Raw genomic sequence first — 13,259 nt, 5'->3', positions numbered from 1 at the left:
AGGCGGTAGATTGAAGCGTTTCCACTGGGCTTTGGTTCTGGCCGTGCTGATCATAGCGGGCCGTGCAGAAATGGTACAAGCAGCCGATAATGCTGATCAAGCGGAAGAACATGCTGAAACGGCTGAGCAATTAGCGGAAAGGACAGCGGCTACGCTTGAAACAGACAAGATCGGTGATTTTTGGAATGACATTATGACAGAATATGGCGGACTGCTGCCGGAAAGCCAAAAAGGCAGCTTACTAGAGTTTATCAATGGTGATAAATCATTTTCACCGCAAGAGTGGCTGAAAGCTCTCTTTTCCTATTTGTTTCATGAAGTGCTGGCTAATGGCAAGCTGCTGGGCACATTAATTTTACTCACCATTTTTTGCGTCATCCTGCAGCTTCTGCAAAATGCGTTTCAACAAAGCACCGTCAGCAAGGTCGCCTACTCAATTGTATACATGGTGCTGATTATCCTTGCACTGAACAGTTTTCATGTGGCAATCAATTATGCCACAGAAGCCATTCAGACGATGACGAGCTTTATATTGGCGCTTATTCCGCTCCTCCTGGCGCTTTTGGCTTCCTCAGGCGGAGCTGTATCTGCAGCCTTCTTTCATCCTGTTATCCTTTTTCTAATGAATACGAGCGGTCTATTAATTCAGAATATCGTCATGCCGCTGATTTTCTTATCAGCGATTCTAAGCATTGTCAGTACCATGACTGAACAATACAAAGTTACGCAGCTGGCCAATCTGCTCAGAAATATCGCCATCGGGGCGCTTGCTGTCTTTCTCACCATCTTTCTCGGCGTCATCTCTGTTCAGGGAGCCTCAGCTGCAGTGACAGACGGCATTACACTCAGGACGGCTAAATTTATAACCGGAAACTTTATTCCTGTTCTTGGCCGAATGTTTACAGACGCGACAGATACAGTGATCAGCGCTTCCTTATTGCTGAAAAACACAGTAGGGATTCTCGGTGTTGCTATATTGATTTGTATAGCGGCCTTTCCGGCAATCAAAGTGCTTTCCCTCGCTTTTATTTATAAGCTGGCAGCCGCGATTCTTCAGCCGCTTGGAGGCGGGCCCGTCATTACTTGCCTCGATGTCATCAGCAAAAGCGTCATTTATATTTTTGCAGCTCTCGCCATTGTGTCCCTCATGTTTTTTTTAAGCCTAACGGTCATCATCACAGCCGGAAACCTCACGATGATGATGAAATAAAGGAGGCTGGCGGATGAGTTTTCTAACTGAATGGCTTACCACCATCGTGTTGTTTATCCTATTTGCTATTGTGATTGATATGCTGCTGCCAAGCTCCAGCATGCAAAAGTACGCAAAAATGGTAGTCAGCCTGCTTTTAATTGTCGTCATGCTTACGCCGATCTTTAAGCTTTTCAACACAGATCCTGCAGTCATCTTTGAATACCTCACAAAAAACGGGCAGTCAGAGTCCGCCGACATAAAAAATCAAATCGATTCAAAAAAAATAGAAATACAAGCTTCTCAGCGTGCATATATTTTAGAAGAAATGGCTGTCCAACTAAAAAAGAAAGCGGAGGAGAGATTCAGTCATGATGAATTCAAAGTAGACCACATCAAACTCACGGCAGGAGAAAAGGTAGATTCAGAAGAGGATATTCAAACAATCAGCGTGTATATGGCCCCGTCTTCTGAAAACACGGTCCAAACGGTCGCGCCTGTTCGCATTGACACAGATCATGCGTACGTAACAAAAGAAGCAGCCGAACAAAAAGAAGCAAAACAAATCCAGTCGCAGCTTGCGGACATTTGGGAAATCGGAAGTGAGAAAATTACGGTTCATATGGAAGGCGGGGAGAGTGTCGGCAATGAATAAAAGCGGATTATGGAATGTATTGAAAAAGCAGTTTCTTCCGGGGCAGACGAAGGGCGGCGAAAAGCCGAAGCTGACCAAATATCATTACTTTCTGTTCGTTTTTGTTCTCGGAGTTTCCTTCATGCTCGTCAGCCAGCTGTTTTCTTCGCCGGAGAAAACGGAAAACGCCAAACCGATAACGGCAGTATCATCACAGGATACCGGAACCGGCAAAGAGAAAGCAGCCGAAGTGTTTAAAGCCTCAAAATCTGATAAACCGAAAGACTCCATCGACGATTATGAAAAAGAATACGAAAATCAGCTGAAAGAAATTCTTGAAACGATCATTGGTGTAGATGATGTCTCGGTTGTTGTGAATGTTGACGCAACGTCGCTGAAAGTATATGAAAAAAACAAATCAAACAAAAATACAACCACTGAAGAAACCGATAAAGAAGGCGGAACAAGAAGCGTCACAGACCAAACATCGGAAGAAGAAATCGTGATGATCAAAAACGGCGATAAAGAAACGCCCGTTGTCGTCCAAACGAAGAAACCTGATATACGCGGTGTACTCGTTGTTGCTCAAGGAGTGGACAACGTTCAAATAAAACAAACGATTATTGAAGCGGTGACACGAGTCCTGGATGTTCCAAGCCACCGGGTTGCGGTTGCCCCTAAAAAAATAAAGGAGGATTCATAAATGCTCAAAAAACAAACGGTTTGGCTATTAACAATGCTCAGTCTTGTCGTGGTGTTAAGCGTCTACTATATCATGTCTCCAGAAAGCAAAAATGCCGTGCAAATGAAAAGTGAACAAAGCGCGTCTGACGCAGGGGAGGTCGCGACTGAAAAAGCGCCTGCCAAGGAAGAAACGAAGGAAAAAAGCGGACCGGAAACTGAAACAGAAACGGATAAAGAAGATGGAACAAAAGGAACGAAAGATTCATCAGCAGACAAGGAAACATCCGCTGAAGCCAGTGAAAAAGGAACTGTTGTAACAGAAACAGCCGATGATGATCTGTTTACTACGTACCGTCTGGATTTAGAAGATGCCAGAAGCAAGGAGAGAGAAGAGCTGAATGCCATTGTGTCAAGCGATGATGCGACAGCAAAGGAAAAGAGCGAAGCCTATGATAAAATGACGGCTCTCAGTGAAGTGGAAGGGACAGAAAAACAGCTGGAAACCCTGATTAAAACACAAGGTTACAAAGACGCGCTCGTCAATGCTGAAGGAGATAAAATCAACATTACAGTCAAATCAGACAAACACTCAAAATCTAAAGCGACAGCCATCATAGACCTTGTGGCAAAAGAAATCAAAACAATGAAAGACGTCGCCGTCACATTCGAGCCATCCAAGTAAATAAGATGAAAAACACGCCCGCTTATCAAGCGGGCTTTTTGTTGCCATTCATATTAGAGTTGAATTCAAAAGTCCGCTCCTGTAAGATAAACATAGTATGTACTTTTAGTAGTAACCTATAAAAAAAGAAATTTCTTACATAGGAGTGCGATTGAATGTTAAATAGTAAAGAAATCCACGAGCTGATTAAAGCGATTGACGAGTCTTCAATTGATGAATTCGTATATGAAAATGAAGGTGTATCTTTAAAACTGAAAAAACATGAAGCGGGCACTGTTCAAGTGATGCAGCAGGCGCCGGCAGCACCAGTGCAGGCACAGGCTCCGCAGGCAGCTCAGCCGCAAGCGCAGCAAGCAGCCCCGGCACCTGCCCAAGAAGCGCCAAAGCAGGATGAAAATCTGCATAAGATCACTTCACCAATGGTAGGAACGTTTTATGCTTCTTCATCACCGGAAGCTGGCCCGTATGTAACGGCTGGTTCAAAAGTAAATGAAGGCACAGTTGTCTGCATTGTAGAAGCGATGAAGCTTTTCAACGAAATCGAAGCGGAAGTAAACGGTGAAATCGTTGAAGTATTAGTAGAAAACGGCCAGCTGGTCGAATACGGACAACCTCTATTTCTTGTAAAAGCAGAGTAAGGAGACATAACATGATTAAAAAGCTATTAATCGCTAACCGAGGAGAAATTGCTGTCAGAATCATCAGAGCCTGCAAAGAGCTTGGAATTGAGACTGTCGCTGTTTATTCAGAAGCTGATAAAGATGCCCTTCATGTTCAAATGGCTGATGAAGCTTTTTGTATTGGACCAAAAGCATCAAAAGACAGCTATTTAAACGTTACAAATATTGTGAGTGTTGCGAAGCTGACAGGCACGGACGCTATTCATCCGGGATATGGATTCTTAGCTGAAAATGCTGATTTCGCTGAATTGTGTGAAGAAGTTAACGTCACATTTGTTGGTCCGAGCGCCGAAGCCATTTCAAAAATGGGAACAAAAGACGTTGCGCGGGAAACGATGAAACAGGCCGGCGTTCCGATCGTACCGGGTTCACAAGGAATTATAGAAAATGTGGAAGAAGCGGTTTCGCTTGCTAATGAAATTGGGTATCCTGTAATTATAAAAGCCACCGCAGGCGGAGGCGGAAAAGGAATCAGGGTTGCCCGCACCGAAGAGGAACTGATCAAAGGCATTAAGATCACACAGCAGGAAGCTGCAACAGCATTTGGAAATCCAGGTGTTTACATCGAAAAATACATAGAAGATTTTCGTCATGTTGAAATCCAAGTGCTTGCCGACAACTATGGAAATACCATCCATTTAGGTGAGCGTGACTGCTCGATTCAAAGACGCCTGCAAAAGCTTTTGGAAGAAACGCCGTCTCCGGCGCTCGATTCAGAAATCAGGGAGCAGATGGGAGATGCAGCGGTTAAGGCTGCAAAAGCAGTTGGCTATACAGGCGCGGGAACAGTTGAATTTATTTATGACTACAACGAACAGCGCTACTACTTCATGGAAATGAACACGAGAATCCAGGTGGAACACCCAGTCACAGAAATGGTGACGGGCACTGACTTGATTAAGGAACAAATCAAAGTGGCATCAGGAATGGAACTGAGCCTCACGCAAGAAGATGTTGAATTTCAAGGCTGGGCGATCGAATGCCGAATCAACGCTGAAAACCCAAGTAAAAATTTCATGCCGTCACCTGGTGAAATTAAAATGTACCTGCCTCCAGGCGGTCTTGGTGTCCGTGTCGATTCAGCTGCTTACCCGGGCTATTCCATCCCTCCGTACTATGACAGCATGATTGCGAAAGTGATCACGTATGGAAAAACGAGAGATGAAGCGATTGCCCGCATGAAGCGCGCATTGAGCGAATTCGTCATCGAAGGCGTTGAGACAACAATCCCGTTCCACTTAAAACTGCTTGAACATGAAACATTTGTTAGCGGAGAGTTTAATACGAAATTTTTAGAAACATATGATGTAATGGGCTCATAATTTTTACGGAGGTGAATTGAATGAAAGACAACAGCTTGCTTAAAATGAATCAAGAAGATACGCATTTGGGTAAGGTTGAGATTGCACCTGAAGTCATCGAGGTCATTGCCGGTATAGCAGCTTCAGAAGTTGACGGTGTTGCCGAAATGCGCGGAAACTTTGCGACAGGTGTCGTCGAACGCTTCGGTAAAGTGAATCATGGCAAAGGTGTCAAAGTCGACTTGGCGGATGACGGCATTACGATCGATGTATATTGCGTCGTCACATTTGGCGTTTCGATTCCGAAAGTTGCAGCGTCCGTTCAGGAAAATATTCGTCAAACCTTATTAAATATGACGTCTCTTTCGATTAACGAAATCAATATTCACATCGTCGGCATTCAATTTGACACAAAAGCCCAGGAAGTCCAAATCGACGAAGAAATGTAAATGGCTTTACAAGAAACCAAGGGGAGGGCGGCCCTTTGGTTTTTTTACACGTTACCCTATATTTCAAAGCATGAAGAAAGCCGGCTCAAGGCAGCCGAGTTTCTTCATGAACGTGAAATCCGAATGATCATATCAAGGTGTGTGAAAATATTCGGTAATAGGGTGAAAAACCTTGATTTCAATATGCGGATACGAAAAAAATATGTTATGATCTCTTTATGGCTTAACGACAAGCGGATAAAGAGGATCAAAGGAGAAAGAAAATGAAAAGAAGAACAGCAAGAGAAAAAGCTTTGCAGGCACTATTTCAAATTGATGTCAGCGATATTGCAGTAAATGAAGCCATAGAACACGCATTGGATGAAGAAAAAACAGATCCTTTCTTTGAACAGCTTGTTCACGGGGTATTGGAACACCAAGTCCAGCTGGATGAAATGATCTCCAAGCATCTGGTGAATTGGAAGCTCGATCGGATTGCCAATGTAGACCGCGCGATTTTGCGCCTGGGAGCATACGAAATGGCATATGCCGAAGACATTCCGGTGAATGTCTCCATGAACGAAGCGATTGAGCTGGCAAAACGGTTTGGTGATGACAAAGCGACAAAGTTTGTAAACGGGGTTCTTTCTAACATTAAATCTGATATTGAACAATCATAGGAGGAAAGAAAATGACTGCAACAATCATCGACGGAAAAGAAACGGCTAGAGAAAAACGCGAACAATTGGCAAAAGAGGTAGAAGAGCTTAAAAAGCAAGGCGTCACTCCTGGGCTGGCGGTTATTTTGATTGGAGATGATCCTGCTTCTCACTCTTACGTGCGCGGAAAGAAAAAAGCAGCTGAAACAATGGGAATGAATTTTAAGCTTGATCAATTTGACAGCAGCCTCACAGAAGCTGAACTGCTTTCCATTATCGATCAATACAATCAAGACCCTGAGTTTCACGGCATTCTCGTTCAGCTTCCGCTTCCAGACCATATTTCTGAAAAAGCGGTGATCGAGCGAATCTCTCCTGATAAAGATGTAGACGGATTCCATCCGTTAAACGTAGGGAAAATGCTGCTTGGCGAAGATACGTTTCTTCCTTGCACGCCTCATGGGATTGTTGAGCTTTTGAAGAAAACCAAAATCGATCTTTCCGGTAAAGAGGTTGTTGTAGTCGGCCGAAGCAATATTGTCGGCAAACCTGTCGGCCAGCTATTATTAAATGAGAACGCGACAGTTACTTACTGTCACTCACGAACAGAAAATATGACCGAACATACGAAAAAAGCGGACATCCTGGTGGTGGCAGTCGGCAGAGCCAATTTCATCAGTGCAGACCAGATCAAAGAGGGCGCTGTTGTCATTGACGTCGGTGTTAACCGTCTGGAAAGCGGCAAGCTTTGCGGAGACGTTGAATTTGAAGGGGCAAAGGAAAAAGCGTCCTTCATCACGCCGGTGCCGGGCGGAGTAGGTCCGATGACCATCACGATGCTAGCACATAATACTGTTAAATCTGCGAAACGTACGTTATCATAGATAATTGGAGATATTCACAGCCGGCAACGTTTGCCCGCCGTGAATATGAGCACGATACCCGCTTCTTCAGGCTCCTAAAGCCAGGGCGGGTTTTCTTTAGTTATGGTGCAGGAATGCTTATGAGAGGAGTTTGAGACATGGGTGAAACAGCGTATGTTACCGTCTCAGCGCTGACAAAGTATATAAAACGAAAATTCGATGTAGATCCTCACCTTGAAAATATTTGGATTAAAGGCGAATTATCGAATGTAAAAATTCACACTAGAGGCCACATTTATTTCACATTGAAAGACGAAAACGCCAGAATGCAGTCGGTGATGTTCGCGAGACAGAGCGAGCGTCTGCCATTTAAACCTGAAAATGGCATGAAGGTGCTGGTCAGAGGGGGAATTTCCGTATATGAACCGAGCGGAAACTACCAATTATATGCCAAAGAAATGCAGCCTGACGGGATCGGAGCGCTTTATTTAGCGTACGAAGAACTAAAAAAGAAGCTTGCCGGAGAAGGTTTATTTGACGACCGCTACAAAAAACAAATCCCCGCATTTCCAGCCACAATCGGGGTTGTGACATCTCCAACGGGTGCCGCTGTCAGAGACGTCATTACAACTCTAAAAAGAAGATATCCCCTTGTAAAAGTCATTGTTCTTCCAGCGCTCGTACAAGGCGAAAATGCGAGCAGATCCATCGTTACGCGCATTGAAGAGGCAAATGAAAAAGAGGTTTGCGACGTATTAATTGTCGGGAGAGGCGGCGGTTCGATAGAAGAACTGTGGGCGTTTAATGAAGAAATTGTAGCACGCGCGATCTTTGCTTCTAACATTCCGGTTATATCAGCAGTCGGGCATGAAACGGACTTTACGATCAGTGATTTTGTCGCTGATGTCAGAGCCGCAACGCCGACAGGGGCAGCTGAGATTGCCGTCCCGCATACCACTGATTTAATCGAACGCATAAAAACAGCGGAAGTCAGAATGACAAGAGCGATGCAGCAGCATCTCGGCCAGAAAAAAGAACGGATTCAAACGCTGCAATCCTCGTATGCCTTCCGTTTTCCAAAGCGTTTGTATGCGCAAAAAGAGCAGCAGTTTGACCTTGCCTATCAGCAGTTTCAATCACAGCTAACCGCTCTTTTAAATCGAAAAAGCAGACAGCTGGAACGTGAAACATACAGATTAGAGGCGCTGCATCCTCATGAACAGCTGAAGCAAGCGAGAACAAAGTATAAGGAACAAACAAATCAGCTGAGAAAAAATATGAATATCCAAATGAATCAGCTGCATTCCCAATTTCAAACTGTACTAGGCAAGCTGAATGCGTTAAGCCCTCTTCAAGTGATGGAAAGAGGATACAGCTTAGCGTATAAAGAAGACGAACTCATTAAAAGTGTCAGTCAGATAGAAGAGAAGGACCAGCTTGAGGTCAAGCTAAAGGATGGCGTGCTGACCTGTGAAGTATTAGAAAAGAGAGGGGAAGAAAAATGACAGACGTGAAAAAAAATGAAAACATGACATTTGAAGAAGCGATGAAAGGGCTTGAGAGCATTGTGTCCAAGCTTGAAGAGGGCGATGTGCCTTTAGAGCAAGCGATTAACTATTTCCAAGAGGGCATGGCTCTTTCAAAAATGTGCCACGAAAAGCTGCAAAAAGTCGAAAAACAGATGGACTTCATTTTAAAAGAAGACGGCGAGCTGACACCTTTTAGTGTTCAGGAGGAAGACGAAGGTGACAAATAAATTAACGAGTTTTCTGGCGGAGCGGAAAAAAACGATTGAAAATCAGCTTTCTGTCTATACAGAAAAGCTCGATATGCCGGACTCATTAAAAAAATCTATGCTGTATTCCCTTGAGGCTGGCGGAAAACGGCTGCGGCCTCTCATTGTACTGGCCGTTTTAAACGCATATGGGAAAAATGAAAAGGACGGCATTCCGGTCGGCTGTGCTGTCGAAATGATTCACACGTATTCGTTAATTCACGATGATCTTCCTTGCATGGATGATGATGATTTGCGACGCGGGAAGCCGACAAACCATAAAGTGTTCGGTGAAGCGACAGCAGTATTAGCGGGTGACGGGCTGCTCACGGAAAGCTTTAAGTTGATCACCTCCCACTTGTCAGACGAGGTGTCAGCAGAAAAGCGTCTTCGGCTTGTGAATGAACTGATTTCAGCGGCGGGCACTGAAGGCATGGTTGGGGGACAAGTAGCTGATATGGAGGCGGAAAACTGCCAAGTCACATTAGAAGAACTTGAATCCATTCATGAGCGGAAAACCGCCAAGCTCCTCGGTTTTTGTGTAACCGCGGGTGCGATTTTGGCGGATGCGCCGGAGGAAGATATTGAAACACTGCGTACCTTCAGCAGCCACATTGGAATCGGTTTTCAAATCAGAGACGATATTTTAGATTTAGAAGGCAGTGAAGAGAAAATCGGCAAACGTGTCGGTTCGGATACAACAAACGAAAAATCGACTTACCCGTCACTTCTGTCATTGGAAGGGGCCAAACATAAATTATATGTTCATATCAATGAGGCGAAGCGTTTAATCAGTGGACTTTCTCTTCAAAAAGAGCTTTTATATGAACTTTGTGATTTAATTGCGGCAAGAGATCACTAAACCGATCCTGATTTGAAGCGGCTGCACGAGATATGGTAAAATGTAAGCAGTTTAAATGAAAAATGAAATGGAAGAGCGCGTTTGTCTTTTTTTATGTTTGAGAACTGGCCATTGTCCGGCTCGGCATGAGGAAGACATGTATCATTGCAGAAATTCATGCTGAAAGTGAGTTGATCCGCTTTGGATCTTTTATCAATACAGGACCCGTCATTTTTAAAAAACAAGTCCATTGATGAATTAGAAAAATTAAGTGATGAAATCCGTCAATTTTTAATTACAACGTTATCCGCTTCCGGCGGTCACATCGGCCCAAACTTAGGTGTCGTAGAACTTACTGTTGCGCTGCATAAAGAATTTAACAGCCCGAAAGATAAATTTTTGTGGGACGTTGGCCATCAGTCGTATGTCCACAAGCTGCTGACGGGGCGCGGAAAAGAATTTGCCACGCTTCGCCAGTACAAAGGGCTCTGCGGATTCCCAAAGCGGAGTGAAAGCGAGCATGATGTTTGGGAAACCGGGCACAGCTCAACCTCCTTGTCAGGGGCGATGGGAATGGCGGCTGCCCGTGATATTAAAGGAACGGATGAATTTATTATTCCGATCATTGGCGACGGCGCACTGACCGGCGGAATGGCGCTTGAAGCGCTGAACCACATCGGCGACGAGAAAAAAGACATGATTGTCATCCTAAATGATAATGAAATGAGTATTGCCCCGAATGTGGGTGCCATTCACTCTATGCTTGGGCGGCTGCGAACTGCTGGTAAATACCAGTGGGTGAAAGATGAGCTCGAATACTTGTTTAAAAAGATTCCGGCAGTTGGGGGCAAACTTGCCGCCACGGCGGAACGAGTGAAAGACAGCCTGAAATACATGCTCGTCTCGGGCATGTTTTTTGAAGAGCTTGGCTTTACGTATTTAGGCCCGGTGGACGGACATTCTTATCATGAGTTGATTGAGAATCTTCAATACGCGAAAAAAACGAAAGGCCCTGTTCTCCTGCATGTCATCACGAAAAAAGGGAAGGGGTACAAACCGGCTGAGACCGATACAATCGGAACATGGCACGGTACCGGCCCATATAAAATCAATACCGGTGACTTTGTAAAACCGAAAGCAGCAGCCCCTTCATGGAGCGGTCTTGTCAGCGGCACTGTACAGCGAATGGCGCGAGAGGACGGACGCATTGTCGCCATTACGCCGGCTATGCCTGTTGGCTCAAAGCTTGAAGGTTTCGCAAACGAATTCCCTGATCGCATGTTCGACGTAGGAATCGCCGAACAGCATGCGGCAACAATGGCCGCAGCTATGGCTATGCAGGGGATGAAGCCGTTTTTGGCGATTTATTCAACCTTCCTGCAAAGGGCGTATGACCAAGTGGTTCATGACATATGCCGCCAAAACGCCAATGTGTTTATCGGAATTGACCGAGCAGGGCTTGTGGGTGCTGACGGAGAGACACATCAAGGTGTGTTTGATATTGCGTTTATGCGCCACATTCCAAACATGGTCTTAATGATGCCGAAAGATGAAAATGAAGGACAGCATATGGTTCATACAGCACTCAGCTATGACGAAGGCCCGATTGCGATGCGTTTTCCGCGCGGAAACGGTCTCGGCGTCAAAATGGATGAACAGCTGAAAACGATTCCGATCGGCACGTGGGAAGTGCTGCGACCGGGGAACGATGCCGTCATCTTAACATTTGGAACAACAATCGAAATGGCGCTTGAAGCAGCTGAAGAGCTGCAAAAAGAAGGCCTTTCCGTGCGCGTTGTGAATGCCCGTTATATTAAGCCGATTGATGAAAAGATGATGAAGGATATCCTAAAAGAAGGCTTGCCGATTTTAACGATTGAAGAAGCGGTCTTAGAAGGCGGATTCGGAAGCTCGATTTTAGAATTCGCTCATGATCAAGGTGAATTTCTTACACCGATCGACAGAATGGGTATCCCGGATCGGTTTATTGAACACGGCAGCGTAACTGCGCTTCTTGAAGAAATAGGATTGACAAAACAGCAGGCGGCAAACCGCATTCGATTACTGATGCCGCCGAAGACACACAAAGGAATTGGATCATGACGTCAAAGAAAGAACGATTAGATGTTTTACTAGTAGAAAGAGGGCTGGCGGATACGCGGGAAAAAGCCAAGAGAGCCATTATGGCGGGGATCGTCTATTCAAACGAAAACCGCTTGGACAAGCCGGGAGAAAAAATTGACCGCGATCTTCCGCTAACCGTCAAAGGAAACCCGCTGAAATATGTGAGCAGAGGCGGCTTAAAGCTTGAAAAAGCGCTAAAGGAGTTTCCCGTCTCTGTTAAGGATAAAATCATGATTGATATCGGCTCCTCCACCGGCGGTTTTACGGACTGCGCGTTGCAAAACGGTGCTAAACAGTCATACGCGGTGGATGTAGGCTACAATCAGCTTGCGTGGAAGCTTAGACAGGATGAACGGGTTGTCGTGATGGAACGGACAAACTTCCGTTTCGCCACACCGGCAGACTTTACAAAGGGCATGCCCGAGTTCGCCACGATTGATGTGTCCTTTATTTCACTGCGGCTCATCCTGCCTGTCCTTAAAACATTACTTGTGCCCGGCAGTGACTGTATGGCTCTTGTTAAGCCGCAGTTTGAAGCAGGACGGGAATCCGTCGGCAAAAAAGGGATTGTCAGAGATCCTAAAGTGCATGCTGGTGTTCTCAAGCGTATGGTCAGTTTCTCTGCTGCAGAAGGTTATATCTGCAAAGGCCTGTCATTTTCTCCGATCACGGGAGGAGACGGCAACATTGAATTTCTCCTTCATTTGCATTGGCCGGGAGAGGGACAGGAAGGACAGGAGCTGTCAGAAGAGGAGATCAATCGCATTGTAGAAGAGGCACATAAGACGTTAAAAGAAAAAAAAGCAGATGTACCGGAATAATAGGGCGCTATTATTCCTTTTTTCTGCATTCATGTACATTTTGTAGAGAATCATATAACATAAAAGAACAGATAAGCTGGAAATAGAGGTGCTTACATGAACAAAGGCCAGAGGCATATTAAAATCAGAGAGATCATTACAAGCAATGAAATTGAAACGCAGGACGAATTGGTCGACATGCTGAAGCAGGATGGATATAAAGTGACGCAAGCCACGGTTTCACGCGATATTAAAGAGCTTCACCTTGTAAAAGTGCCTACGAACAATGGCACTTACAAATACAGTCTTCCGGCAGACCAGCGGTTTAATCCGCTGTCCAAGCTGAAGCGGGCGCTGATGGACGCATTTGTGAAAATAGACTCAGCAAGCCATATGATCGTGCTGAAAACAATGCCCGGCAACGCCCAGGCAATCGGGGCACTGATGGATAATTTGGACTGGGATGAAATAATGGGAACCATTTGCGGAGATGACACGATTTTAATGATTTGCCGGACTCCTGAAGACACAGACGGCGTAAAAAACAGGCTGCTTGAGCTGCTGTAACAGAAATCTAACAAGATAAGAGGTGTAATGCTG

The 13,259-nt window shown here is 45.1% G+C and carries 15 protein-coding genes; all 15 read left to right on the top strand.

Features of this window, described 5'->3' with window-relative positions; genetic code table 11:
• The first annotated feature begins 10 nt into the window (after positions 1 to 10).
• The 15 genes from spoIIIAE to argR all read left to right on the top strand — a co-directional run bounded on the left by spoIIIAE (position 11) and on the right by argR (position 13,226).
• Positions 11 to 1,210 carry a stage III sporulation protein AE gene (spoIIIAE, locus tag M1D98_RS11775; RefSeq protein WP_010328280.1) on the top strand — a complete coding sequence of 400 codons (1,200 nt, stop codon included), beginning with the start codon at positions 11 to 13 and terminating at the stop codon, positions 1,208 to 1,210.
• A 13-nt stretch (positions 1,211 to 1,223) separates the two neighbouring features.
• Positions 1,224 to 1,844 (top strand): stage III sporulation protein AF, encoded by a 621-nt coding sequence (gene spoIIIAF, locus M1D98_RS11770; protein ID WP_010328281.1) that lies wholly within the window; start codon positions 1,224 to 1,226, stop codon positions 1,842 to 1,844.
• Positions 1,837 to 2,526 carry a stage III sporulation protein AG gene (gene spoIIIAG / locus M1D98_RS11765; RefSeq protein ID WP_268524170.1) on the top strand — a complete coding sequence of 230 codons (690 nt, stop codon included), beginning with the start codon at positions 1,837 to 1,839 and terminating at the stop codon, positions 2,524 to 2,526. The genes spoIIIAF and spoIIIAG overlap by 8 nt, the downstream gene beginning before the upstream one ends.
• On the top strand, positions 2,527 to 3,189 hold the full coding sequence (gene spoIIIAH, locus M1D98_RS11760; protein ID WP_268538238.1) for a stage III sporulation ratchet engulfment protein SpoIIIAH: 663 nt from the start codon (positions 2,527 to 2,529) through the stop codon (positions 3,187 to 3,189).
• Positions 3,190 to 3,344: 155 nt separating this feature from the next.
• Positions 3,345 to 3,827 carry an acetyl-CoA carboxylase biotin carboxyl carrier protein gene (accB, locus tag M1D98_RS11755; RefSeq protein WP_268539298.1) on the top strand — a complete coding sequence of 161 codons (483 nt, stop codon included), beginning with the start codon at positions 3,345 to 3,347 and terminating at the stop codon, positions 3,825 to 3,827.
• Positions 3,828 to 3,838: 11 nt separating this feature from the next.
• Positions 3,839 to 5,191: an acetyl-CoA carboxylase biotin carboxylase subunit gene (gene accC, locus M1D98_RS11750; protein ID WP_010328285.1), complete on the top strand. Its 1,353-nt coding sequence runs from the start codon at positions 3,839 to 3,841 to the stop codon at positions 5,189 to 5,191.
• A 20-nt stretch (positions 5,192 to 5,211) separates the two neighbouring features.
• Positions 5,212 to 5,619 carry a fatty acid biosynthesis protein YqhY gene (gene yqhY / locus M1D98_RS11745; protein WP_010328286.1) on the top strand — a complete coding sequence of 136 codons (408 nt, stop codon included), beginning with the start codon at positions 5,212 to 5,214 and terminating at the stop codon, positions 5,617 to 5,619.
• A 263-nt stretch (positions 5,620 to 5,882) separates the two neighbouring features.
• A complete protein-coding gene (gene nusB, locus M1D98_RS11740; RefSeq protein WP_010328288.1) occupies positions 5,883 to 6,278 on the top strand; it encodes a transcription antitermination factor NusB in 396 nt (131 codons plus the stop codon).
• Positions 6,279 to 6,289: 11 nt separating this feature from the next.
• Positions 6,290 to 7,141 carry a bifunctional methylenetetrahydrofolate dehydrogenase/methenyltetrahydrofolate cyclohydrolase FolD gene (gene folD, locus M1D98_RS11735; protein ID WP_010328289.1) on the top strand — a complete coding sequence of 284 codons (852 nt, stop codon included), beginning with the start codon at positions 6,290 to 6,292 and terminating at the stop codon, positions 7,139 to 7,141.
• 137 nt (positions 7,142 to 7,278) lie between these two features.
• Complete coding sequence (xseA, locus tag M1D98_RS11730) at positions 7,279 to 8,625, top strand: exodeoxyribonuclease VII large subunit (protein WP_121642876.1); 1,347 nt, start codon at positions 7,279 to 7,281, stop codon at positions 8,623 to 8,625.
• Positions 8,622 to 8,876: an exodeoxyribonuclease VII small subunit gene (locus tag M1D98_RS11725; RefSeq protein ID WP_039074437.1), complete on the top strand. Its 255-nt coding sequence runs from the start codon at positions 8,622 to 8,624 to the stop codon at positions 8,874 to 8,876. Before xseA ends, M1D98_RS11725 begins: the two co-directional genes overlap by 4 nt.
• The gene (locus tag M1D98_RS11720; RefSeq protein ID WP_121642875.1) at positions 8,866 to 9,756 is read left to right on the top strand and encodes a polyprenyl synthetase family protein; all 891 of its coding nucleotides are present in this window, start codon (positions 8,866 to 8,868) and stop codon (positions 9,754 to 9,756) included. The genes M1D98_RS11725 and M1D98_RS11720 overlap by 11 nt, the downstream gene beginning before the upstream one ends.
• Positions 9,757 to 9,936: 180 nt before the next feature.
• Positions 9,937 to 11,838 (top strand): 1-deoxy-D-xylulose-5-phosphate synthase, encoded by a 1,902-nt coding sequence (gene dxs / locus M1D98_RS11715; protein WP_010328292.1) that lies wholly within the window; start codon positions 9,937 to 9,939, stop codon positions 11,836 to 11,838.
• On the top strand, positions 11,835 to 12,680 hold the full coding sequence (locus M1D98_RS11710; protein ID WP_121642874.1) for a TlyA family RNA methyltransferase: 846 nt from the start codon (positions 11,835 to 11,837) through the stop codon (positions 12,678 to 12,680). The genes dxs and M1D98_RS11710 overlap by 4 nt, the downstream gene beginning before the upstream one ends.
• Before the next feature lie 96 nt (positions 12,681 to 12,776).
• Positions 12,777 to 13,226 (top strand): arginine repressor ArgR, encoded by a 450-nt coding sequence (argR, locus tag M1D98_RS11705; protein ID WP_010328294.1) that lies wholly within the window; start codon positions 12,777 to 12,779, stop codon positions 13,224 to 13,226.
• The last annotated feature ends 33 nt before the right edge of the window (positions 13,227 to 13,259 follow it).

The organism is Bacillus sp. K7, from assembly GCF_053903245.1.
This window is presented reverse-complemented; position numbering and strand designations above follow the sequence as displayed.